Below are 23,883 nucleotides of genomic sequence, written 5' to 3' on the forward strand. Positions count from 1 at the left end.
TCATCCCTCATCCGCGAAAGGCCGTCACACCCGGACAGGGCCGGCGCGTTTTCCCGCGATCGACTCCCCGAGAACCCCGGCGGGGCTGCCGGGCTGCCACGCAGGCCCGCGACTACTCCCCGGTCCGCTCGCCGAACTCGGCGGAGAGGGCCTCGGCCTCCTCCTGACGCCCGGTTTCCGCCAGCAAGCGGCAGAGCACGCCCAGCACGTTGAGCGTCTCCGGGTGGTCGACGCCGAGCGTGCTCCGAAAGCCGTCGAGCGCCCGCCGGAAGTGCCCCTCCGCCTCATCCGGTCGGCCCATCTCCCACAGCAGCCCCCCCATGTTGTGGATCGAGTTCAGCGTGTCCGGGTGCGACTCGCCCATGCTCCTCACTCCGAGGTCGATCGCCTCGCGGAAGCACACCTCCGCCTCGTCGAGTCGGCCCAGCGACCACAACATGCCCCCGAGGTTGTTGATCGAGGTGAGCGTCGCGGGGTGCGTGTCGCCCAGCGCGCGACGGCTCGTCTCGACCACGCCGCGCAGGCACGCCTCGGCCTCGCTCACGCGCCCCTGGTCGAGCAGCAGCCGACCGTGGTTGCTCGCCGCGATCAGCGTGGACAGGTGCGCCTCGCCGAGCACGCGCCGGTACCCCTCCGCCGACTCGCGCAGGTGCGGCTCCGCACCGTCAAGATCGCCCAGCAGGTGCAACATGCCCCCGAGGTTCCCGATCGCGGCCAGCGTGTCCGGGTGGTCCACGCCTGCGGTGCGGCGCAGGTCGGCCACCGTGTCGCGCGCGAGCCGGACGCCGTCCTCGTGCCGGCCCATCATCCACAGCAGCACGCCGAGGCTCGTCCGCGTGCTCAGCGTGTCCGGATGGTCCGCGCCGAGCACGCGCTCACGACCGGCCAGCGCGTCGCGGTACAAAGACTCGGCCTCGAAGAGCAACCCGCGCGAGTGCAGCAGCAGGCCAAGGCTGTTCATCGACGCGAGCGTCTCCGGGTGCTCCGCCCCCAGCCGCTCGCGCCGGACGTCCAGCGCGGCCGTCTGCGGCGCCAGTGCGGCCTCGTGCAGGCCGACCTCGCGCATCGTGCTCGCCGCCGTCTGCAACAGCCTCGCCCGCACCAGCGGCTGCTCGCCGAACTGCGCGTCGATCGCGGCCAGGGCGCGCCCGAAGACCTGCTCCGAGAGCGTGTCGAGCGCGACGCCCGTGAAGTTCACGCCCGCCAGCTCGCCCTCAAGCCCTCGAACCGCTTCACGCACACCTTCCTCATCCATGCCCCGCGCGCCGAGCGACCGCGCACGCTCCTCGACGATCCGCTCGCGGATGCGATCACCCATCGCGGCGGCGTCGATGCTGCTCAACTGCGCCGCCTGGAACGCCGCCACCTGCTCGAGGTCGCGCGCCCGAGCCGCCGACTCCTGCTCCGCGTCCCTCGCCCGGTCGAGCGCCTCGACCGCGTCGATGCGGCGCGCCTCGGCTCGCACAAGACCGTACCCCGTCCCCGCGATCCCGCCCAGGAGCAACGCCGCCATCGCAGACGCCGCGATCACTCCCGCACGGTTCCGGCGGACGAACTTCCGCACCCGGTACGGAGCCGACTCCGGCCCGGCCAACAGGCTCCGGCCTGCGAGGTAGTTGCGGATGTCGTCCGCCATCTCGCTCGGCGTCCGGTACCGCTCTGCGCGGTCCTTCCGCATCGCCTTCAACGGAATCCACTCCAGCTCGCGCCGCAGCAGCCCGGCGAGTTCGTTCGGCGCGGTCTGCCGCCGGCGCGCGCTCTCCGCCGCGCCGGCCGACCCGCGCGAGAGCCGCTCGCTCGGCCTCGGCGGCTCCACCTCGCGGACCGTGCGACGCACCTCGTCCAGCCCGCCGCTCCGCAGCCGCTCCCCGTCAAACGGCAACGACCCGGAGAGCAACTCGTACAGCACGACGCCGAGCGAATACACGTCCGTACGCGTGTCGATGTCCACCGCCCCCAACGCCGCCTGCTCGGGACTCATGTATTCAGGCGTGCCGATCAGCTGCCCCTGCTCGGTGAAGAGCGTCACGCGCGTCGGCGTCGGGGCGAGCGCCTTGGCGACGCCGAAGTCGATCACCTTCACCACCGGCCCCCGCTCCCCGTCGTGCACGAGAATGTTCCCGGGCTTGATGTCCCGGTGGATGATCCCCTTCAGGTGCGCGTGCTGCACCGCCTCGCACACGTCGATGAACAGCCCCAGCCGGGCACGCACCGGCAGAGAACGCCCGTCGCAGTACGCCGTGATCGGCTCACCCGGAACGTGCTCCATCACGAAGTACGGCAGGCCCCGCTCCGTCGCGCCCGCGTCCAGCACACGCGCAACGTTCGGGTGGTCCATCACCGCAAGCGCTTGCCGCTCCGCCTCGAACCGGGCGATCACCGCCCGCGAGTCCATGCCCGGTTTGATGACCTTCAGCGCGACACGACGCCGCACCGGCTCCGTCTGCTCCGCGAGATACACCACCCCGAACCCGCCCTCGCCCAGACGCTCGACGAGCGCGTAGCGGTCGATCCGGTCGCCCGGTCCCAGCCCCTCCGCACCCGGCGGCGCCGCGAACGCACCGAGCGAGACGCCGCTCTCCGGCGGCGTCAGGAATCCGCCACCGCTCTCGTGCGCCAGCAGTTCCTCCACCTCACGGCGGAGTTCCGCATCGCCCCCGCACTCGCGGTCAAGGTACATGCCCCGATCCGCCGGCGACGCGTCCAGCGCGCCGAGAAACACGGCCTTCACTCTCGCGGCGCGCTCCTCACTCATCCGTCGTGCCCCCGTCCTCGTCGTGCACCTGCAGCTCACGACGCAGCCACGACCGCCCGTACGCCCACTCACGCCGCACCGTCCGCGGCGACACCCCCATGACCTCCGCCGCCTGCTCCTCGCTCAGGCCCGCGAAGAACCGTAGCATCACCACCTCGTGCGCACCGGGGTCGTTCGACTCCAGCCGCCGCAACGCATCGTCCAGCGCGACCATGTCCTCCACGGGCGTCTCGATCGCCGCGGCCGTCGCCTCGTCCAGCGCGGCGCCCCGCGAGCCTCCGCCGCGCTTCGCCGTCAGCCGGGCGCGCGCGTGCTCGACGAGGATGTTCCGCATCGCGCGGGCCGCCGCACCGAAGAAGTGCGCACGGCTCTCCCACGCCGGCTGCACGCCTCCCGGCCCCAGCAACTTCATGTACGCCTCGTGCACCAGCGCGGTCGGTTGCAGCGTCTGCCCCGGCGCCAGCCCCGACATGCGGGAACGCGCCAGCACACGCAGTTCCTCGTACACCAGCGGCAACAGACGCGCGTGCGCCCCCTCGTCCCCAGCCCGGAGCTGCGCCAGCACCACCGTGACCGCGTGACGCTCCCCCGGGTCCATGCTCACCAGCCTAATCGATCCCGCCCCGGAAGGAAGCCGGTTGCCCGCCGGAGAACGCTCCGCGGAGCACCGCCGAGCGAACGCGACCCGGCCGACCCCGTCACGCCCCGAACGCCGACTCCGCCAAGTCGATCGCACGCGCCAACGCGGCGGCCTTGTTCACCGTCTCCAGATACTCCGGCTCCGCCTTCGAGTCCGCGACGATCCCCCCCGCGGCCTGCAGGTAGTACGTCCACGACCCCCTCCCCCCCCGCGGCACGCTCGCCGTCGGCACCACCATCGTCCGCAACGCCAGCGCGATGTCCATCTCTCCGTCCAGCGAGACGTACCCCATCCCCCCCCCGTACGGCCCGCGCCGCACCGGCTCCAGCTCGTCGATGATCTGCATCGCCCGGATCTTCGGCGCGCCCGAGATCGTCCCCACCGGCAGCGTCGCCGCCAGCGCGTCCCACGCGTCCAGCCCCTCTCGCAACACGCCCGTCACCGTCGAGCTGATGTGCATCACGTGGCTGTAGCGCTCCACCTCCATCACGGCCGGCAGCTCGATCGTGCCCGGCACCGCCACGCGCCCAACGTCGTTGCGCCCAAGGTCAACGAGCATCACGTGCTCGGCCCGCTCCTTCTCGTCCGCCAGCAACTCGCGCTCCAGCCCCGCGTCCTCCTCCGGCGTGCGACCGCGCGGACGCGTCCCCGCCAGCGGTCGGTTCGTCACCACCAGCGCCCCGTCCCCCCCCCGGCGCACCCGGCACAGAATCTCCGGACTGGACGCCACGAGAATGCACCCCTCCCCCTGCATGTACACCATGTACGGGCTGGGGTTCACCGCCCGCAGCGCGCGATAGACATCGAACGGATCGGCCTCGCTCACCCGCTCAAATCGCTGCCCGATCACGACCTGGAAGATGTCCCCCGCGCGGATGTGCTCCAACGCACGCTCGACCATCGCCGCGTGCTGCTCTCGCGTGACGTTCGAACGCAGCGGCGCGGGCACGCCCTCGCGCTCGACGCGCCCCGCGGGCAGCGGCTTGCTGTGCCGCTCGATCTCCGCGATGCGCGCCTCGATCGCCGCCACCGCGCGGTCGTACGCCTCCCCCGCCTCGTCGCCCGGCGCGAGCATCGCCAGCCGCACGACGTGGACCAGCTTGTCCACGTGGTCGAACGCCACCACGCCGTCGTACAGCCCGAAATGCATCTCCGGCAGGCCACGGTCATCCGACGGCGCGTGCTCGAACGGAAGCTTCTCCGGCTCGGCGTACCGCACCGTGTCATACGACGCGTACCCGAACCACCCCCCCAACGGGCACGCCGGCAGCGCGGGGCGCGCGCCCGACGGCGGACGCACCAGCCGCACGCCCGCGGTGATCCCTCGCGGCGCCAGCAGCGGGTTCGCTTCTTCTCCCTCCTCGACCCGACCCGTCGCGTGGTCGCTGATGCGCACGCGGAACCGGCGCGCCACCACCTCCAGCGCGGGCCGCGCGCCCAGGATCGAGTACCGCCCCTGCCGCTCCCCCCCCTCGACCGATTCCAGCAGGAACGACGGCGCGGTCCGCTCGTCCGGCGCGACCAGCCGACGGTACGCCAGCACCGGCGTCAACTGGTCCGAGAGCAGCCGAACCCCGACCGGCACCGCAAGCGTGACGCCCGGCGTCGCCGAACGCTCCGAACGCACCAGCGAAACGAACTCGTCCCTCGTCAGGCTCGCCATCGCGTCGAGTCTATGGATCGGGCGTCCCCCCCGCGTTCCGCACCCCTTCGCCCGACACCCGCGACCGCGAAACACGCGCGCGGGTACATTCAGACGATGAACACCCTCGCGACCATCGCGGCCTCCCTCGCCACCACGATCGGCCAGCCCGATCCCGCCGCCTTGCAACCCGACCTGCCGCCGCAGGTTCTGCTCGGCCGGCGCGCCGAACTCATCCGCGCCAACGCGCCCGTCATCCCCGACGTCGTCATCGTCCCCGACGGCGCGTCCTACCTCGCCGCCATCGCAGCCTGGCGGCCCGACGCACGCTTCCCCGTTCTCATCGACGACGGCTCCTGGCAGGCAGGCGAGGACATCGCACGCTTCGTACGCGCCTTCGAACCGAGGCGCGTCGTGCGCTGGTCCGGCGGCGATCGCGCCGCCCGCGGCGACGCACGGCGCGAGGCCGTCGAGCGCGCCGTCTCGGACGCATGGAGCGCGCCGCGGGATGCCGGATCGATCGTTGACTTCTGGCGATCCAGGGGGCACGTCCCGTCGGCGATCGTCGTCGCCGACGGCGCAGACCCCGCCTGGACCGCCGCGCTCGCCCTCGCCGCCGGACGCGCCCTCCCGATCGCATGGGTAACGCTCGAACGGCGCAACGTCAGCGGCGCGATCTCACGCACCGACGCCGACGCGCTCTGCGCCGAGATCGAACGCGCCTGCGACGCCACCGGCCTCTCGTGGCGCACCCTGGGCGACGACCTCGACGCCGTTGCCCTCTGCCTCAACGCCGCCGTCAAGATCGAGACCACCGAACGCGAGTTCGTCGCCACGACCGACCGCGTCGGCCGCCCAGCGATCGGCGCGAGCGCGGGCGAGCGGTGGGCCTGGGCGTCGCAGCTCTTCGGGACCGAGGCCGAGGCCGCCTACCGCGCGATGTGCTCGCTCTTCCTCCGACCCGCGAGCGCATGGGTGTTCGACACCTACCCCCACGAGGCGCCGTGGTCGCACTACGACGGCACGGAGGCCGCCGCCGTGCTGCGCGAGGCCGGACTGCGTGTCACCCTCGACGATGCGCCACGCCAGGGCTTGGCCGACTGGCGGGCACGCTCGCTCCGCGCCATCGACGCGGGCATCGTGCTGCTCAACTCGAAGGGAAACCGCGACTGGTTCGACCTCTCGCCCGGCAGGGCGCACGCGGGCGACGTGCCCGTGCTCGGCGTCCCCGCCATCGTCCACATGGTCCACTCCTGGTCCGCCAATGCGCCGCGTAACCGCGCCACCGTCGGCGCACGCTGGCTCGAACGCGGCGCCTACGCCTACTGCGGCTCCGTGCAGGAGCCGACGCTCTCGGCCTTCGTCCCCACCCCCGCCGTCGCCAAACGCCTCGTCGCGGGCGCGCCCTGGGCCGCCGCCGTGCGCCACGAGGGCACGCCGATCTGGCGCGTCGCCGTCATCGGCGACCCGCTCATCACCCTCGGCCCGCCCGCGCGACGCCTCGACGAACCTCTGCCGCTCGACGGCGCGGAAGACCTCGCCGAGACGACCAGGCGAGCCGCAAGCAAGACGGACTTCGAGGCGCTCGTCCGCTCCCTCTCGCTCTCGGGGCGCGACGCCGAGGCCGCGAGGCTCGCCGGCGCACTCCTCGCCGAGAAGCGCGAAGCCGTCACGCCCGCCTTCGCGCGTCACGCGCTCTATCCCGTCTTCCGCGCCGGCGCGGACGCCGCCTTCCTCGACCTCTACGCCCGCCTCGCCCCCGAAGACGCCGCCGACGGCGCGGCCCGCGACGCCCTCTGGTTCGTCGCCCGCCGCACCGTACCCCAAGGCGGCGACGCGCGCGATCACGCCCTGCTCTTGCTCCGGCAGCACGCCCGACCAGAGCAACTCGACGCCGACAACGCCGAACTCGCCGCGCTCGTCGGCGGCTAAGGCGCTCTCCCGCCGCTCGCCCCGGAATCCGAACCCCGCGCTCCACTGCCGCACCGCACGCGACCGATACCATCCCCGACGACGCCGGAGACCGCACCATGGCCCAGACGCCGAAACGGGCGCTCATCACAGGGATCACGGGACAGGACGGCTCCTTCCTCGCCGAGTTCCTCCTCGCCAAGGGCTACGAGGTCCACGGCATCATCCGGCGCGCCAGCAGTTTCAACACGGGACGCATCGACCACGTCTACCAGGACCCCCACCACAAGGGCACGCGCCTCTTCCTCCACTACGGAGACCTCTGCGACGCCAACTCCCTCGCCAAGCTCCTCGACCAGACCAAGCCCGACGAGGTCTACAACCTCGGCGCGCAGAGCCACGTCCGCGTCTCCTTCGACCTCCCCATCTACACCGCCGACGCCGTCGCACTCGGTGCGCTCCGCCTCCTCGAAGCCGTCCGCGACCACCAGCAACGCACCGGGCGGCAGGTCCGCTACTACCAGGCCAGTTCCAGCGAGCAGTACGGCCTCGCCGTCGAGACCCCACAGTCCGAGACCACCCCCTTCCGCCCCCGCTCCCCGTACGCCTGCGCCAAGGTCATGGCCCACTACGCCACCGTGAACTACCGCGAGTCCTACGGCCTGCACGCCTCCTGCGGCATCCTCTTCAACCACGAATCCGAACGGCGCGGCGAAACCTTCGTCACCCGAAAGATCACCCGCGCCGTCGGACGCATCCGCATGGGCCTCCAGGACAAGGTCTACCTCGGCAACCTCGACTCCAAGCGCGACTGGGGATACGCCGGCGACTACGTCCGCATGATGTGGACCATGCTCCAGCAGGACGAGCCGGACGACTACGTCATCGCCACCGGCGAAACCCGCTCCGTCCGCGATTTCGCCGAGGCCGCCTTCTCGCACGTCGGACTCGACTGGAAGGCCCACGTCGCCTTCGACCCGCGTTACCTCCGACCCGCAGAGGTAGACCTGCTGCTGGGCGACGCGACCAAGGCCCGCGCCCGCCTCGGCTGGTCGCCCACCACCACCTTCGACGAACTCGTCCGCCGCATGGTCGAGCACGACCTCGAACTCGCCCGCCGCGAACGCACCCTCACCGACGCCGGCCACGCCATGCCCGACTTCACGGGGCACGACCAGTAGACCGCGCCCCAGCGTTCACGCCGCAAACCTCACGGCGGCGGCTCGCTCGAACGCCAACGCGCCGCTTCCTCCTCACGCCCCGCGCCCTCGTACAGCGCGATCAACCTCTCCACCGCCGTGCGGGTCCGCTCGTGGCCCGCCCCCAGCGCGGCCAGCAGCACGCGGTGCGACTCCAGCAATCTCGGCTCCGCTTCGTCGAACCTCCCCATCGCCGTCAGGCACGCCCCGTACCCCCCCTCCACCACGCCGACCATCCAGTGCCCCGGCGGCAGCGCGGGCAGCATCGTCACACACCGCTCGTACAACTCCACCGCCCGCGCGAACCGACCCGCGCCCTGGTACGCCCCCGCCAGGTTGTACGCACTCACCAGCACGCCCACACTCGACGAACCGAGCGCCGCCTCCGTCGCCGATAGCGTGCGCTCGCCCAGCGCCAGCGACTCTTCCGTCCGGCCCGTCTCCGAGAGGAACAACGCGAAGTTGCCCATCACCGAGAGCGTCGTCTCATGCGCCTCCCCCAGCACACGCACCGACCGCTCCATCGCGTCGCGGTACAGCGCCTCGGCACGCTCGTGCTCGCCCGTCTTCTCCAGCGCGGCCGCCAGGTTGTTCGCGCACAGAATCGTCTCCGAGTCATCCTCACCGAGCCGCAGGCGCGTGATCCGCAACGCATCGGCCAGCAGCGGCGCCGCCTCCTCGGAGCGACCCATCAGGTGCAGCACGCCAGCCAGGTTCGACAGCACGTCGGCCAACTCGTAGTGATCGTCGCCCAGCACCGCCCGACCCCGCCGCGCCGCCTCCTCCAGCAGCACACGCGCCTCCCCGAGCCGACCGAGCTTCGCCCGCACCTGCCCCAGGTTCGTCAGCCCCGACACGACCACGGGATGGTCGCCGCCGAAGATCGCCCGGGCGAGATCGAGCGACTCCGCGAACGCCGCCTCGGCCTCCTCCAGCCGCTCCTGCCGGTTGAGCGTCAGACCCAGCGCGTTGAGCAGGTGCGCCGTGTACGGATGGTCCGCACCCAGCGCCCGGCGTGCGCGCTCCAGCGCACTCCGCGCCAGCCTTTCCGCCTCGTCGTACCGCCCGAGGTTCACCAGCACGGAGACGAGGTTGTTCTCGTTGTTGAGCGTGATCTCCGAGTCCTCGCCGAACCCCGCCCGCGCGTCCCGCACCGCAACCTCGTAGACCGCCGCCGCCTCGTCGTACAACGCCAGGTCGCTCAGGAGCGCGCCGAGGTTCGCGCGCGTCGCGATCGTCTCCCGGTGGCGCGTGCCGAGCGTGCGCTCGTAGGCGCCCAGCACTCTCCCGTAGAGCGAGCGCGACTCCTCCAGCCGCCCGAGGTCGTGCAGCGCGACCGCGAGGTCGTTCCCCGCCGCGAGCGTGCGCGGATCGTCCGCGCCCGCGTGCCGCGAGAGCAGCTCGTAGGCACGCCGCGCGTGACGCTCCGCCTCGTCGGGGCGCGCGATCGCGCGGTAGCCCTTCGCGATCGCGTGGCGGACCTCCGCCTCGACCTCCGGCTCGTCCGCCAGTTCCGCCCCGACGCGCGACGCCGCCCCTTCCAGCAAATCGCGCAGCATCGTCGTGTCGCGCGTACGCGCGATCTCGGGCTGCATCGCCGCGAAGATGCCCGCCAGGAACGCCCCCGCACGCTCCGCACGCGCCGCGTCGATCCGGGCACGGTCACGCTCCCGGCTCGCCTGCACGAATCCGGCCGACGCCAACGCCAGCCCAGCCACCAGCGCGAGCAGCGCCACCGCCCCGGCCGCCAGCGGCGCCCGACGCCGACGCGCGAACTTCCGAAGCCGGTACGACGCCGAGGGCGGACCCGCCTGCACTGGTTCGTCACGCAGGTGCCGCCGAACGTCCTCCCCCAGCGCGGCCGCCGTCTCGTACCGACGCGAGCGGTCCTTCTCCAGGCACTTCATCACGATCCAGTCGAGGTCGCCACGCAACGCCCGCGCCTCCGACCGCGAACCCTCACGCCCCCCCGCTCCCAGCGACGCCAGACGCGTGCTCGGCCTCGGCGGCTCCCCCTCTAGGATCATCCGCTGAATCTCGTACAGGCTGCGCGAGCGGACACCGGGCGTCTCGACCGGCACCGTCCCCGTCAGCAGCTCGTACAGCAGCACGCCGAGCGAGTACACGTCCGTCCGCGCGTCCACGTCCACGCTCGACGGGTCCACCTGCTCCGGCGACATGTACTGCGGCGTGCCGATCATCTGCCCCTGCTCGGTCAGCAGCGGACCGCCGAACGCACCCGCCGACAGCGCCTTGGCGATCCCGAAGTCGATCACCTTCGGGATCGGACCACCGTCCCCCGACGCCACCAGCACGTTGCCCGGCTTGATGTCGCGGTGAACGACCCCCTTGTAGTGCGCGTGCTGCACCGCATCGCACACGCGCGCGAACAACTCAAGCCGCGCGCGCACGGGCAGCGACCTCGACGCGCAGTACACCGTGATCGGCTCGCCCCGCACCAACTCCATCACGAAGTACGGCAGCCCCGGACGCTCGAACTCCGGCCCCGTCGTCCCGCCGTCCAGCACCCGCGCGATGCACGGGTGGTCCATCACCGCCAGCGCCTGACGCTCCGCCTCGAAACGCGCCACCACGCGGCGCGAATCCATCCCCGGCTTGATGACCTTGACCGCAACCTCGCGCCGCATCGGCTCCGTCTGCTCTGCCCGCCAGACCACCCCGAACCCGCCCTCACCCAGAATCTCAACCAGCCGGTACCGACCCACGCGCGAACCCGGCTGCCCCGCCGGCCCTTCCAGCGCGGTCTCGTCATCGCCCGGCGAGGGCAGGTCCGCCGTCGGCCAGTCGTTGCGATCAAACGGCATCACGCCAGCCTATCCGGGCCGCGGCTGGTTCACGGCATCCGGGCCGTTCGCACGGGCCGGACACGGGGAGCGAGGAGAGAGGCCCGGCGAGCGGCGCGGCCGCCCTGAAACCCGCACGCCGGGCTTCCGCTCGGCGGTGGGCGAAGAGAGGAGTGCGGGAGCGGGCGTCTATCGCAGGGCCGGGTTTCGTGTTCGCTTCCGGCCTGCCGCTCCACCTCTACAAGCGACAACCGTCCGCGACACTCACGCGCGCGATCGCCCTTTCCGCCCCAGCGGTCTCGGGTCGCTCTCCGGGATTCAGCCGTTGCTCAGTTTCTCGATCAGCCTTTCCCGCGCCGCATTCGCGTCCGCCGCCCCACCGCTCGCCTTCATCACCGCGCCGACCAACCGCCCGATCGCCGCCTGCTTGCCGGAACGCACGTCCTCCGCAGCCCGCGGGTTCTCCGCGATCGCACGCTCGCACCAGGCATCGAGCGCCGCGTCGTCCCGCACCGTGATCAGCCCGCGTGACTCGGCCACTACCCGCGGGTCCGCCCCCGCGTGCGCCGGCTCGCAGAGCAGGGCAAGAAGTTCATCCGCCGCCGTCGAGCCGAGGTCGCCCGCGTCGCGCATCGCCACGATCGCCGCGAGTTGCTCCGCCGACACGCCGAGCCGCGAGACCAGCGTGCTGCGCTCGTTCGCCAGCCGCGCCCCGTGCTGCAGCACGAACCCCGCCGCCAGACGCCCCGCCCGCTCGCGCGCCACGCCGCGCTCGACCGCACCGTCCGCCGCCGCGTCCAGAAACTCGCACACCTCGCGCTCCTCGACCAGCTGCGACGCCTCGGCGGGCGAGAGGTCGTAGCCCTCGCAGTACCGGCGCACTCGAGCGACCGGCAGTTCCGGCAGGCTCGCGCGCAGCCGCTCCACCCACGCCTCACCCATCGCCACCGGCGGCAGGTCCGGGTCGGGGAAGTAGCGGTAGTCCTCCGCGTCCTCCTTCTCACGCTGCACGTACGTCGCCCCGCGATCCGCGTCCCAGCCGCGCGTGGTCTTCTCGCCCGGGCCGTGCTCGCGCCCGTCAGCCACCCACCGCCGCGGCTGCTCCGTCAGCTCGTGCGAGATCGCGCCGTGCAACGCACGAAACGAGTTGAGGTTCTTCACCTCCACGATCGGCGTGTGCACGACACGCCCGTCACGCAGCGTGAGCCGGCAGTTCACGTTCGGCTCGAATCGCACGTGCCCGCGCTGCATCACGCCCTCCGTCACCCCGAGAAACCGGCACGTCTGCCGCAGCAGCCGCGCGAACGCCGTCGCCTCGTCCGCAGAGCGAAAGTCCGGCGCGGTCACGATCTCCAGCAGCGGCGTGCCGGCACGGTTCAGGTCCACGATCGAGAAGTCGATCGCACCACCCCCCGGCGCCTCGTGAAGCAGCTTGCCCGCGTCCTCCTCCAGGTGCGCACGGATGATGCCGATGCGCCGGGTCGCGCCCGCCGGATCGATCCGCCCCTGCGCGTCCGTCGCCGGCAGTTCGAACACGCCGTCGAAGCACAGCGGCAGGTCGTACTGGCTGATCTGGTACCCCTTCGGCAGGTCGGGATAGAAGTAGCTCTTCCGATCCCACCGCGAAAGCGGCGCGATCGTGCACCCCAGCGCCAGACCCACCAGCGCGGCCATCTCCACCGCCGCCCGGTTCATCACCGGCAGCGTACCAGGCAACGCGAGCACCACCGCGTCCGTCAGCGTGTTCGGCCCGGAATCGTGGAACTCGGGGTGCGCGGGGTTGGACGCACGCGTGAACATCTTCCCACGCGTCGCCAACTCAACGTGAACCTCAAGGCCGATGATCGGCTCGGTGGACACAACGTCAGCCATGGAACGAGCGGCCGCCATCGAAACATCGTACCAGCCTCGCGCCGAAACACGCACAACACCGTGAAAGCGGCGCATGCGCGGATCAGCACCCGAACCATCTCGCACCGGGGCGGAGTCTCTGCGCCCAGGGGCGGGAACTCGCAGCCCCCGGCTCCATCGTCCTCTCAGACTTCGCTCAGCGGGTCGCGGTCCGTCGTCGACACGACGATCTCGACCCCGGCCACCAGCGTGCGGAGCCGCTCCGCGAGGCGAGGCAGGTAGCCGCGCTCTGTGTTCGTGTGCCCCGCGAGCAGAACGCTCATGCCCGCGTGCAGTGCGCCCAGAACCGCGTGGTGCGTCATCTCGCCCGTGATGAAGGCGTCGCACCCCTCGCGCCGCGCCAGCGCAGCCAGGTCGCCGCCCGAGCCCGGCACGACGCCGAGCGTCGCGATCGGGCGGTCCTCTCCCACCAGCGCGACCTTGATCCGGGCGCGGTCGAGGAAGCCGCGCAGACGCTGGGCGAGTTCGCGCATCGTCGCAGGCCGGTCGAGCGTCAGCCGCCGACCGGTGCCCGCGCCACGCAACGGCTTGGGCACGAGCTCGTAGACGTCGAACGCCGGTTCCTCGTAGGGGTGAAACTTGCGCAGCGTGTCGATCGCCAGCGGCAGCGCCCGCTTCGAGCAGACCATCTCAAGTCGAAGTTCCGAGACCTCTTCCAGCCGACCCGGCGTCCCGACCGTCGGCCTCGCGCCCTCACCCGCGAGAAACGTGCCCGTCCCCGTCACTCCGAACGAACAGACCCGATACGCCCCGATGATCCCGGCCCCCGCCGAGGCGAGCGCATTGCGGACCTTCTCCGCCTCCGCGTACGGAACGAAGGTCACGATCTTCACCTCCTGCTCGGGGTCGCGCGCGCCGTGCGGCGTCAATGCCCGACAGTCCCCCTCCACCCGACCCTGCCCGCCGGAAAGCCCCTCGCACAGCCAGTCGGTCACGCCGCCCGGCGCAGCGTCCAACGCAGTGTGCGGCGAATAGATCGCAATCCCCGACTCCGCCGCCCCCAGAATGATGCGCTGACGAGGCGTCCGGTCCGTCACGCGGTTCAGCGGCTCAAAGATCGGCGGGTGGTACGCGACTATCGCCCGCGCACGCCGATCGATCGCCTCCTCGAGCACGCGCTCCGTCAGGTCGATCGTCAGCAGGACCGGACCGTCCAGCTGACGCGAGGGCGAGCCGACCTGCAGTCCCACCTTGTCCCACGGCTCAGCGTACTCGAGCGGGGCGATCCGCTGCATCGCATCCATCAGGCTCTGCACCGTGGTCATGCGCCTCCTCCGGCCCCGGTCGGAGCAGTCTAGGTGGGTTTCGACCAACTGAAAATCAACCGAACCCCGTACGTATGATCCGCCGTGCCGCACGGGACCGTCACTCGCCGCGCCTACGCCAAACTGAATCTTGCGCTCGCCGTCGGCCCCCCCGAGGGCGAGGCATCCGCACGCCCGGGGTGGCACCGCATCGCCTCGTGGTCGTGCGCCATCGGACTCGCCGATGAGCTGCGCGCGCGACGCCTCCCCGACGGCGCGGCCAGCACGTGGTCCTTCGCCTGCACGCCCGACGCGCCGCGACGCTTCGCCTTCGACTGGCCACCCACCGCGGACCTCACCTACCGCGCCCACGCGCTGCTCCAGCACGAGACGCGCCGCCCCCTCCCGACGGCGTTCACGCTCTCGAAACGCATCCCGCCACAGGGTGGATTGGGCGGTGGGTCCAGCGACGCTGCCGCTGCCCTCCTCGCCCTCAACGAACTCTTCGAGCTGCGCCTCAGCGCCGAACGGCTCCGCGACCTCTCAACCCGAATCGGAAGCGACGTCGCCTTCTTCATCGACGAGACAGACCCCCCCAGGCCCGCACTCGTCACCGGCTTCGCCGACCGCGTCGAACGCACCACCCCGGCGCCATGCGGGGTCGTGCTCATCGTCCCCCCCTTCGGCTCCGCCACGCCGCAGGCCTACAAGGCGTTCGACTCGCTCCGTCCAGGCCCCCTCCGCGAGCGCGAAGTCCGCGAGATGGCACGCACAGGCAGGCCGGCACGGGCTGCCCTCTTCAACGACCTGCGCGAAGCCGCGTTCACGCTCCACCCCGCGCTGCGAACGCTCCGCGATCGCGCCGAGCGCGCGACCAGCCGGCCCGTCCACCTCACCGGGAGCGGGAGCACGCTCTTCGTGCTCTGCGAAACAAGCGAAATGAACACGATCGCGGAGCGCGCCGCGCGGGCGCTCCCCGACGCCTCGATCGTGGCGACGGAGTGCGTGGGATAAGGCGCGGGGCGATTCGCTCCCTCACGGTCGCGGCTCGTCGGGCCGTACACTGGCGGCATGAGCAGGCCCGGACCCATCGTCGGCATCGACCTCGGCGGCACGAACATGCAGATCGGCGTCGTGACCCGCGACGACCATGCCGCCGGCGTGCGCATCGTCGGACGCTGCCGGCGAAAAACCAAGGCCGACGAGGGGATGGAGAGCGTGCTCGCCAGAGTCGCCGAGGGCGTCGACCGCGCCTGCGCCGACGCGGGCATCACGCGCGGCGACCTCGAAGCCGTTGGGATCGGCGCGCCCGGCGCGGTCGAGCCTTCCGCGGGCGTCGTCCTCGAAGCCGTCAACCTGCGCTGGGACAACGTGCCCCTCGCGGGCCTGCTCGCCGAGCGTCTCGGCGTCCCCATCATCGTCGACAACGACGTCAACGCCGCGGTCTGGGGAGAGTTCGTCGCCGGCGCGGGCCGCGGCGTCACCGACCTCCTCGGCGTCTGGGTCGGCACCGGCATCGGCGGCGGGCTTGTCCTCGGCGGACGACTCCACTACGGCCACTTCCTCACCGCGGGCGAGATCGGCCACATGCACGTCCTCCCCACAAACCCACCCGGACAACGAACGCTCGAACACAACTGCTCACGCTCCGCAGTCGTCGAACGGATCGTGCGCCTCGTACGCAGCAACCGAAAATCCATGGTCACCGAACTCGTCCAGGGCGACTTCGACAAGATCCGCTCCAAGACCATCGCTGAGGCATACGCCGCCGGCGACTCACTCGTCCGAGAGGTCGTCGACGACTCCGCCGACCTCCTCGGCGCCCACGTCGGCGGCATCGTCACCCTCCTCGCCCTGCCGCGCGTCGTGCTCGGGGGGGGGCTGACCGAAGCCGTCGGGTCCCCCTACGTCGCCCGCGTGCGCGACGCCGTCCGCCGCGTGGCATTCCCCGACAAGTGCAAGGCCGTCGACGTCGTCGCCAGCGAACTGCTCGACGACGCAGGCATCATCGGCGCCGCCCTGCTGGCGGCGGAAAAGATCGACGGACAGGCTGCCGCGAAGCGGCAGAGCGGAAGAGCGACGGTGTGACGCCCCGAACGGCGGCACAATCGCCCGGCCCGCGCCCCATCCCGTTCCACTCCGTCACTCCCCTCACTCACCGAAGTCGATCGTCCCGCTGTCAGAGAACGAAACGCTCGGACGGTTCAGCCCCGCCTCGAACATCGCCTCCGCGAACGCCCCGGGCGTCACGTAGCGCATCGTGCCCTGCAGGCGATACGCGTGGACGCCGCGCAGCATCCCTTCGCCCGTCCGCAGCGGGACCACCGCCGGAAGCCGAATCTGCTGCGTCCCGTCACGCCGCAGCGTCGCCTCTGCCGATCGCTCGCCGGTGAAGACACGCCGGTCGTCCACTGTCAGCGAGTAGAACACCTGCCGCAGCGGCAGCTCCACCCGGTTCGGGTTCTCCGCGTCAAGCACGAACTCGACCGCAACCCCCTCGCTCGTACGCTCGACCACGCGAACCTCGCTCACCGAGAGCGACGGCGCACGAGCGCCGGAGCAGCCCCCCGGCCCGATGCACGCGAGCAGGCTGACCAGAGACAACACGATCGGGTGGCTCTTCACGCCGGGAGGGTATCACGCCGGGCGCGTGCGGATGTTCTGGCACCGAGAACCGCGGCCCGCAGGGCCAAGCCCCGCGACGCAACGCCGTCACGTGCCCCCGACCGGCTGGGCGAACGAGACCCACTCCTCCCCGAAGTGCTCCGGCATCGCCGCGATCGCACCCGCCAGCGCGGGCGCGGCCTCGACGTAGGCAACCCACCGAACCATCAGCCAACCCAGCACCGCGCAGCACACGATCGCCGCCACCTCCGCCGCGCGGCGCCGACGCAGACGCAGCAGAATACCCACCGCCAGCACCGTCGTCGCAAGCTTCCATGCGATCAGCGACAACGGCCCGCCGCCGTGCATCACGATGCGGGCGAGAGGGTTGCTCTCGATCATCCCGACGTGGTTCAGGTACGTCATCGTCATGGCAAGGTCAGCCAGGCTCATCACACCTACCGCCGCCATCAGGACCGCCACCCGGCACCCACGCCACTCCGAGCCGAGCAGCACACCCAGCCCCGCCCAGCCCCGCAGCGGGTGGTGGGACTGCCCGAGGGCGACCGCCGCGCCCCCCCCGACACCCGGCCCGGCCTGTGGAGAACGGAAAGCCATGTTCGCTACGCATTTCGGCGCGCCTTGACGGGTCAATGAGCCGACAACGTGCCATACTTCCTTTCGAGCACACCGACCCTCCCGGCCGTGCCGTTGCGGCAGATTGGGAGGGTCGTACCGATACGCCCACCAGCCGGGAGGCACACCCCTTGAACCGACCGAGACCAACCGCGACCCGGCTCGCCGGCGTGGTCCTCGTTCTCGGGCTAGCCACGCTCGCCCATGCTCAGGTGCCCAACCCCGTCTATATGGACGACTCGCCAAGGGCACGCGACGCCCTCGGCCAACTCGACGCCCTGCTCGCCGCAGGCAACCACCCGGAAGCGGTTCGCGCGCTCCAGCGCCTTCTCGACGAGGACGCAGAACGCGTCATCGAAACCACGCATGACGCCGACCTCCTCGTCAGCGTCCGCCGCCGCGTCCATGAACGTCTCCTCGCCGACCCGGACCTGCTCGAACGCTACCGCCTCGCCGAGAGCGAGCGCGCAAGGGCCTTGCTCGCCGCAGGCGAAGCGCCCTCGGTCGAACGCTCCCGCCTGCTCACCCCCGCAGGGTTCGACGCCGCCCTCCTCGTCGCGCGCGAACACCTCGAAGCCGCCCGCTTCGAAGCCGCACGCCTCACGCTCGAACAACTCGAAACGCACCCCGACCGCGCTTCCGACGCCAGGCGAGCACGCGACGCCGCCCAGGCCCTCGCCCTCGTCGCCTCCTACCTCGACCGGCCCGCGGTCTGGGCACGCGCAGAGCGCTGGGCTGACGACGCACTCCCCGATCGACGCGCCGTCGCCTGGCCGGAGGCCGCTGGCGTGCGCTCCTACGACCCCACCCAGCCCGGACCCGCGATGGACCCCGCCACGCTCCTCCCCACGCCCATGCGCACCGTCGATCTCCGGCCCGGCCGACGCGAGGCCGAACGGCCCGCACGCTCGGGACGCGGCGGCTCCCTCATCGAGGCACCGTGGCTCTACCCGGCCGTCGTCGGCGACGTCGTCTACATCAGCGACGGACAAGCGATCAGCGCCTGGGACCGCTTCACCCTCGCACCGCGCTGGCGCGTCGTGCCTCGCGGCAGCGACGCCGCCGCGATCATGGACGAACCCTTCACCGCACGCCAAGCACGCTTCGCTCGCACCGTCGAGGACGCCAACGTCGTCGTCGTCGCAGACCGTCTCGCCATCGCCGCCACAGGCATGGCCGCCTCCGGCGGACGCACAGGCGACACCCGCCTCCACGCGCTCGACCGACGCTCCGGCCGCGTGCTCTGGTCCGTCGCACCCGACGCCCTCGACCCACAACTCGTCGAGGCCACCGTCCGCGGGCCTGCCGTCGTCGAGGGCGATACCGCGATCGTCTCCCTGCGCAAGTTCCAGCAGTCACGCCGCGTCGTCAGCCTCTATCTCGCCGGCCTCGACGTCGGCACCGGCGAACTGCGATGGCTCCGACTCCTCGGCAGCGCAGGCTCGCTCGGCTTCCAGACCGTCGGCCGCGCCTCGGACTGGCCGCTCCTCCACGAAGGAATCGTCTACCGCGCAGACGAACTCGGCCTCGCCGCCGCCGTCGAGGCCGCCACAGGCCGCGTCGTCTGGGCACGCAGGATGCCCGCCGTCGGACGACAGGGCTACCCCTTCACCCTCCCCTGGGCGACGAATCAGCCCGTCCCCGACCGCGACACCCTGCTCCTCATCGCCCCGGGTCGGCAGGCCATCCTCCGACTCAACACCCTCACGGGCGCGGTCCTCGGCGCACGCAACGCCGCTGACCTCGGCGAACCGGACTACCTCGTCCGCATCGGCGACCGCCTCGCCGCTGTCGCCCAGAACCAGATCGCGTTCGTGCCGCTCGCCGAAACCGAGAGCGCCGCGCCGGCCGTCCTGCGCTTCGGGGAGGACGGCATCGTCGGTCGAGTCGTCGTCTCGGGCGACCGCCTCCTCGCGCCTGTCCCCGAGGGTGTCGCCGTCATCGACCCGGACGCCCCGAACAACGCCAGGATCGTCCGCCTCGACGCCTCCGGCAACCTCCTCGCCCTGGACAGCCAGCTCCTCGTCCTCGGCAACGAACGCCTCCACAGCTACCTCGTCTGGGAAGAGGCCGCCCGCGTCCTCAGCGGCCGGATGCAGGAAACGCCCGACGACCCCGACCCCGCCATCACCTTCGCCGAACTCGCCTACCGCGCCGGAAAACCCGACCGCATCATCGGCGCCTGCGACGCCGCCCTCGCCGCCATCGACCGCAACCCCGCTTCGGAAGCCAACCGCGCCGCCCGCGAACGCCTCTTCGGCGTCCTGCGCACGATGGTCGAAGCCGCCAGCCGACGCTGGTTCAGCGAGGGCGCGGCGGACCCCAGCCGACCCGACGCCCCCCCCTCGCCGCGCGACGAGCCGGTCATCGGCGACCTGCGGCTCCTCGAAGACCTCATCGCCCGACTCGGCCGCGTCGCAGACGCCCCAGAGCAACGCGTCGCACACCTCCTCGCACTCGGACGCCTCCGCGAAGTGCAGAATCGGCACCCACTCGCCGTCGAGGTCTACCAATCCGTCCTCGCCGACGCCGCTCTCGCAGGCGCAGCCTGGACCGGCCCCACCCTCAGCGTCCGCGCCGATGTCGAAGCCTCCAGGCGCGTCCGACGAATCGCCACCGAACGCGGCATGGCCCTCTACGCCCCGTTCGAGAACGAGGCCGCGCAGCGACTCGCCGGGACCAACGACCCCGGCTCCCTCGAGGCCATCGCCAGGCGCTTCCCCATGGCCGAGGCCGCCGCACGCGCGTGGCTCCGCGCCGCGGAGACGCACGAGCGCGCAGGCCGCGCTCCCGCCGCCACCGCCGCCCTCGAAGCCGGAATCGAAGTCCTCGAAGCCCGCGCCGCCGCTGGCTCAGCGCCCGACCGCTCGCTCCTCGGCGAACTCGCCGGAAGGCTCGTGACCACCCTCGTCCGCTCCGGACGCTACGACTCCGCCGCGGACCGCCTCGCCTCGCTCGCGGCGAGGCACGCGCGCCTCGCCCTCACCACCGCCGGCACACCCATCGACGCCGAGTCGATACGCGCCGAACTCCTCGGACGACGCGAATCCGCGCGCCGACTCCCCGCCATCGGCGCGTCCGTCCAACGCGACTCCGTGCAGGCCCTGCGCGGTTGGTCCATCCTCCGCCCGCTGGTGCGCGACGGCGCGCACCGCGACGCGGGTGGCGCGCTCCTCGCCTCGCCTGAACGCAGCGCGGTCTCGCTCTGGACACCCGACCCCACCGGCCCGGGACTCGTCCAACGCTGGGAAGCCACCCTCAACGCAGTCCCCACGCTCCTCCGCATGGACCACGACGCCGCCGTCGTCTACGTCCCCGGCGATTCCGGAGGCACGTTCGCCCGTCTCTCCGCCGCCGACGGCGCGGTCGCCTGGCAGACCCAGCCCGTTGCCGACCTCCTCGCAGGCAAGGCCGACGGTGCCCTGGCCGACGACGTCCTCACCGAAACACCCCTCGACGGGCCGGTACGCTACAGCGACCTCCTCGTCGCGCTCGACGAGCAGACGCTCGCCGTCGTCACCCGCAGCGGCGCGGTCGCCGTCGTCGACCTCGCGACGGGACGCACGCTCTGGACTGCCCGCACCGACGCCATGGTCGTCCACGACGCCGACGCCGCCGCGGGGCTGCTCGCCATCGGCGGCGCGGGACGACGCGCCGACGAGGCCGCCGAACCCGAACCCGTCCTCGCCGTCTACGACCTCCGCACAGGCCTCCTCCTCAACCGCATCGGCGACGTCGTCGGACGCGTCCGCTGGGTCCGCGTCACCCCGCGCGGCCGGCTCATCGCGGGACTGGAACGCGGCATCCTCTCCCTCACCCCCCCCGCCGCCGACTTCGACTGGATCGCCACCGACGAAGCCGCACAGGTTTCCGCCGGCGCATGGACGCTCGACGACCGCCTCTTCCTCCTCACCGCGGAGGGCGACCTGCGCCTCGGCTCCGTCTCCACCGGCCGCTTCCGCGAGATGCCCCTCGAAACACGCAATCGCGTCGAGCCGGCCGCCAATGCCGACCTCGCCCCACTCGGCGACCTCGCCCTCTTCGGCTCGACCCGAGGGCTGGTCGTCTTCGGCGAGGCGGCTCGCCTCGTCGGCGCGGACGCCCTCGACGGCTCCGTCCGCTTCGTCACGCCCGCCCTCGGCTCGCCTCACTCCGTCGCCGTCGAAACGCGCGGCACGCCCGATCCGGAAGGACGCGGCTCCACCCACGCCGTGATGATCTTCGAGTCGCAGACCGGCCGCCTCGTGGCGACCGAGCGCGTGCTCCTCGGCGCTCCCCCGCGACGCGTCGCCCTCGTCGAGGGACGCATCCTCCTCACCGCAGGCCAGACGACACTCGTCCTCCCGACGCCCCCGGGCCGGTGAACGCGGCCACGTCCACGCCGGTCGCCACGCCGCGTGCTGCACGAACCGCTCCTTCGCCTCCGCCTCCACGATGGCCACGTCAGTCCGTCACGCTCGACGGCTCGCGCCCGTGCTCCATCGCCTCGATCTTGCTGATGCGCCTCGCGTGCCGGCCCCCGTCGAAGGGCGTCCGCAGAAAGACATCGACGATCTTCTCGATCAGTCGCACGCCGAGCAGATCACCGGAGAGGCAGATCACGTTCGCGTCGTTGTGCGAGCGGCAGAGTTGGGCCGTGAGCTCGTCGTGCACGACCGCCGCCCGCACGCCCGGCACCTTGTTGGCCGCGATGCTCATCCCGATGCCCGTCCCGCAGATCAGCACACCGCGCTCCGCCTGCCCCGAAGCGACGGCACGCGCGACAAGCCACGCAGGCTCCGGATAGTCGCACACCTCGCCGCCGCAGTCGCCCAGGAGCTGCACCTCGTGCCCCTCGCCGGAAAGCTTGGCAAGAAGCGTGCGCACGGCGGCGTGCCCGCGGTGGTCCGCGCCAAGCGCGATCTTCATGCGTCCAGCTCCTCCAGCCGGCGGCGGACCATCCCGAGCATCCGCGCGGCGGTCGTGTTGTAGACGGCCTGCGGCAGGCCGATCGGGTCCGGCACCTCGCTGCCGGTCGGGTCGAGCAGAACGGTACGCCCGTCCGCCCCGGGGTCGAGCGAGAGGACCGCATCCCGGTGCACCGCCCCCATCGCGAAGATCGCCTCCGCGTCGCGGATGATCTCTCGCGTCAGCTCTCGCGAACGGTGACGCAGCGGCTCGATCCCCAGTTCCCGCAACGCCACACCAACCTCCGCCGACGCGGGACGACCGGGCGCAGCCGACACGCCCGCCGAAACCACCCGCGTCGGCACCGACCCCGGGCCGGCGTTCTCCGTCAGCGAACGCGCGATCGCCTCCGCCATCGGGCTGCGGCACGTGTTCCCCGTGCACACGAACAGGATCGTTCGCGGAACCACCCGATGCACATAACGCGCCTCGAGCGCGCCCTCACGCTCCACCGCGTACGAACCGTCCCGGCGCAGACGCACCAGCGTCGAGGGGCGGCCCAGACCCGGCGCATCCTCGATCACCACCGCCACCCCCGCCTTCAGCGCGCGGCCGTCACGCAACGCCGCCCCAGCGTCCCGGTCGGGGGACCACCCCGCCGTGGCGGCACGCTTCATCACCACCGGCACGCCCGCCTCGTCGAGCACGCGCCGCGCAACAGGCTGATTCGGCACACGAACGCTCAGTTCGCGCCCGCTGTCAATCACGCCCGCACGCACGCCGAGCTCCTCCAGCGATCGCGCCAGGCGGTCCTCGGCCATCTCGACGAAGAACTGCACCGGCCCGGGCGCCAGCCGCCGCAACACACGACGGTGCAACGCCGACTCCAGCGCCACGACACGCTCGACCGCCTCGACGCTCGGAGCGTGCCACGTCAGCGGCTCCCCCTCGCTCGTGCCTGGGCCGGTCAGCGCAGCCAACGCAGCAAGCGCGGCATCCGACGCCGCGTTCGCCGCCACGCCGTACACCGTCTCCGTGGGAACGACGACGAGCCGGCCCTCGCGCAGCGCAGCCGCCGCGGAGGCGATCGTCGCATCGCGCCCACCCGTTGACTGTCCCTCGATCGACCGCGCACCCGAACTCACCTTCTGAGTATGCCCGAGAACCAGGCCCCGATCAATCGCCGTCCGCACATTGCACCGACACGCCGCACGATTCCTCCCGCCGGCGCCGCGATGCAATCCGGGCATACATCCGGCCACCGACCCACGAAACACCCGGAACATGCAGCAACACGCCGGGGATTAGACCGAGCGGTGTCAGCATCAGGGCGCGACGAACCGCTGGAAACCCGACCAGAACCCTCCCATCGGAAGTTCTCATCGGCATCCCGCCGAGGGCGACATCCGCAGGAACCGGGAGCTCCGTCGGGCCGACCTGGGTCATGTCCACAAACTCAAGCCGGCGCAGCCAGTCCAGCCGGCGGAGCCACCGCGAAGTCCGTCGGCACACCCCGCACCCGCCGTCGTAATAACACGTCTCCCGTGCCACGCCGGATTCTTGCGCCGGACCGAGGGTCCGGCCCGTAGAATCCACCGCGTGTCCGCCTGCCGGGAGCAACAGCATCCCGGCGGCGGACGAACAGGAAGG

At 71.9% G+C, this 23,883-nt stretch carries 16 protein-coding genes; 5 read left to right on the plus strand and 11 right to left on the minus strand.

Annotated elements, in window-relative coordinates; genetic code table 11:
* Positions 1-112: 112 nt before the first annotated feature.
* The 3 genes from FBT69_08585 to trpE all read right to left on the minus strand — a co-directional run bounded on the left by FBT69_08585 (position 113) and on the right by trpE (position 5,058).
* Positions 113-2,755: a serine/threonine protein kinase gene (locus FBT69_08585; GenBank protein ID MDL1904848.1), complete on the minus strand. Its 2,643-nt coding sequence runs from the start codon at positions 2,753-2,755 to the stop codon at positions 113-115.
* Positions 2,748-3,353, minus strand: coding sequence for a sigma-70 family RNA polymerase sigma factor (locus tag FBT69_08590; protein ID MDL1904849.1), 606 nt, complete (start codon positions 3,351-3,353; stop codon positions 2,748-2,750). The genes FBT69_08585 and FBT69_08590 overlap by 8 nt, the downstream gene beginning before the upstream one ends.
* A gap of 100 nt (positions 3,354-3,453) precedes the next feature.
* Positions 3,454-5,058 (minus strand): anthranilate synthase component I, encoded by a 1,605-nt coding sequence (gene trpE, locus FBT69_08595; protein ID MDL1904850.1) that lies wholly within the window; start codon positions 5,056-5,058, stop codon positions 3,454-3,456.
* A gap of 96 nt (positions 5,059-5,154) precedes the next feature.
* Here trpE and FBT69_08600 point away from each other — a divergent pair, with 96 nt between their 5' ends.
* Both FBT69_08600 and gmd read left to right on the plus strand, forming a co-directional pair.
* Positions 5,155-6,969 (plus strand): hypothetical protein, encoded by a 1,815-nt coding sequence (locus FBT69_08600; protein MDL1904851.1) that lies wholly within the window; start codon positions 5,155-5,157, stop codon positions 6,967-6,969.
* A gap of 98 nt (positions 6,970-7,067) precedes the next feature.
* Entirely contained in the window at positions 7,068-8,129 is a 1,062-nt protein-coding gene (gene gmd, locus FBT69_08605) for a GDP-mannose 4,6-dehydratase (protein ID MDL1904852.1), read from the plus strand.
* Between the two features lie 29 nt (positions 8,130-8,158).
* Here gmd and FBT69_08610 read toward each other — a convergent pair whose 3' ends face one another.
* The 3 genes from FBT69_08610 to FBT69_08620 form a co-directional block, all read right to left on the minus strand.
* The gene (locus FBT69_08610; GenBank protein ID MDL1904853.1) at positions 8,159-10,972 is read right to left on the minus strand and encodes a serine/threonine protein kinase; all 2,814 of its coding nucleotides are present in this window, start codon (positions 10,970-10,972) and stop codon (positions 8,159-8,161) included.
* A gap of 297 nt (positions 10,973-11,269) precedes the next feature.
* Positions 11,270-12,898, minus strand: a complete 1,629-nt coding sequence (gatB, locus tag FBT69_08615; GenBank protein MDL1904854.1) for an Asp-tRNA(Asn)/Glu-tRNA(Gln) amidotransferase subunit GatB — start codon at positions 12,896-12,898, stop codon at positions 11,270-11,272.
* 89 nt (positions 12,899-12,987) lie between these two features.
* Positions 12,988-14,127, minus strand: a complete 1,140-nt coding sequence (locus FBT69_08620) for a Nif3-like dinuclear metal center hexameric protein (GenBank protein MDL1904855.1) — start codon at positions 14,125-14,127, stop codon at positions 12,988-12,990.
* An 84-nt stretch (positions 14,128-14,211) separates the two neighbouring features.
* Between FBT69_08620 and FBT69_08625 the strand changes: the two genes are divergently transcribed.
* The gene (locus tag FBT69_08625; protein MDL1904856.1) at positions 14,212-15,120 is read left to right on the plus strand and encodes a hypothetical protein; all 909 of its coding nucleotides are present in this window, start codon (positions 14,212-14,214) and stop codon (positions 15,118-15,120) included.
* Positions 15,121-15,177: 57 nt separating this feature from the next.
* Positions 15,178-16,194, plus strand: a complete 1,017-nt coding sequence (locus tag FBT69_08630) for an ROK family protein (GenBank protein ID MDL1904857.1) — start codon at positions 15,178-15,180, stop codon at positions 16,192-16,194.
* A 63-nt stretch (positions 16,195-16,257) separates the two neighbouring features.
* On the opposite strand, the gene FBT69_08635 is transcribed toward FBT69_08630, so the two are convergent.
* Both FBT69_08635 and FBT69_08640 read right to left on the minus strand, forming a co-directional pair.
* Entirely contained in the window at positions 16,258-16,731 is a 474-nt protein-coding gene (locus FBT69_08635) for an LEA type 2 family protein (GenBank protein MDL1904858.1), read from the minus strand.
* Positions 16,732-16,818: 87 nt separating this feature from the next.
* A complete protein-coding gene (locus FBT69_08640) occupies positions 16,819-17,328 on the minus strand; it encodes a hypothetical protein (GenBank protein ID MDL1904859.1) in 510 nt (169 codons plus the stop codon).
* Positions 17,329-17,477: 149 nt separating this feature from the next.
* Between FBT69_08640 and FBT69_08645 the strand changes: the two genes are divergently transcribed.
* Entirely contained in the window at positions 17,478-21,710 is a 4,233-nt protein-coding gene (locus FBT69_08645; GenBank protein MDL1904860.1) for a hypothetical protein, read from the plus strand.
* A 79-nt stretch (positions 21,711-21,789) separates the two neighbouring features.
* On the opposite strand, the gene rpiB is transcribed toward FBT69_08645, so the two are convergent.
* The 3 genes from rpiB to FBT69_08660 are packed head-to-tail and all read right to left on the minus strand — an operon-like array spanning position 21,790 to position 23,859.
* On the minus strand, positions 21,790-22,254 hold the full coding sequence (gene rpiB, locus FBT69_08650; protein ID MDL1904861.1) for a ribose 5-phosphate isomerase B: 465 nt from the start codon (positions 22,252-22,254) through the stop codon (positions 21,790-21,792).
* Positions 22,251-23,519 carry a hypothetical protein gene (locus FBT69_08655; GenBank protein ID MDL1904862.1) on the minus strand — a complete coding sequence of 423 codons (1,269 nt, stop codon included), beginning with the start codon at positions 23,517-23,519 and terminating at the stop codon, positions 22,251-22,253. Before FBT69_08655 ends, rpiB begins: the two co-directional genes overlap by 4 nt.
* Complete coding sequence (locus FBT69_08660) at positions 23,410-23,859, minus strand: DUF393 domain-containing protein (protein MDL1904863.1); 450 nt, start codon at positions 23,857-23,859, stop codon at positions 23,410-23,412. The genes FBT69_08655 and FBT69_08660 overlap by 110 nt, the downstream gene beginning before the upstream one ends.
* Positions 23,860-23,883 lie beyond the last annotated feature (24 nt).

This window comes from Synechococcales cyanobacterium CNB, assembly GCA_030263455.1.
In the GTDB taxonomy this organism is placed as follows: domain Bacteria; phylum Planctomycetota; class Phycisphaerae; order Phycisphaerales; family UBA1924; genus CAADGN01.

Coding starts and splice junctions, on each gene's coding strand:
- FBT69_08585 (MDL1904848.1), bottom strand. CDS start 2,755: ATGAGTGAGGAGCGCGCCGCGAGAGTGAAGGCCGTGTTTCTCGGCGCG.
- FBT69_08590 (MDL1904849.1), bottom strand. CDS start 3,353: ATGGACCCGGGGGAGCGTCACGCGGTCACGGTGGTGCTGGCGCAGCTC.
- trpE (MDL1904850.1), bottom strand. CDS start 5,058: ATGGCGAGCCTGACGAGGGACGAGTTCGTTTCGCTGGTGCGTTCGGAG.
- FBT69_08600 (MDL1904851.1), top strand. CDS start 5,155: ATGAACACCCTCGCGACCATCGCGGCCTCCCTCGCCACCACGATCGGC.
- gmd (MDL1904852.1), top strand. CDS start 7,068: ATGGCCCAGACGCCGAAACGGGCGCTCATCACAGGGATCACGGGACAG.
- FBT69_08610 (MDL1904853.1), bottom strand. CDS start 10,972: ATGCCGTTTGATCGCAACGACTGGCCGACGGCGGACCTGCCCTCGCCG.
- gatB (MDL1904854.1), bottom strand. CDS start 12,898: ATGCGCCGCTTTCACGGTGTTGTGCGTGTTTCGGCGCGAGGCTGGTAC.
- FBT69_08620 (MDL1904855.1), bottom strand. CDS start 14,127: ATGACCACGGTGCAGAGCCTGATGGATGCGATGCAGCGGATCGCCCCG.
- FBT69_08630 (MDL1904857.1), top strand. CDS start 15,178: ATGAGCAGGCCCGGACCCATCGTCGGCATCGACCTCGGCGGCACGAAC.
- FBT69_08640 (MDL1904859.1), bottom strand. CDS start 17,328: ATGGCTTTCCGTTCTCCACAGGCCGGGCCGGGTGTCGGGGGGGGCGCG.
- rpiB (MDL1904861.1), bottom strand. CDS start 22,254: ATGAAGATCGCGCTTGGCGCGGACCACCGCGGGCACGCCGCCGTGCGC.
- FBT69_08655 (MDL1904862.1), bottom strand. CDS start 23,519: ATGTTCCGGGTGTTTCGTGGGTCGGTGGCCGGATGTATGCCCGGATTG.
- FBT69_08660 (MDL1904863.1), bottom strand. CDS start 23,859: ATGCTGTTGCTCCCGGCAGGCGGACACGCGGTGGATTCTACGGGCCGG.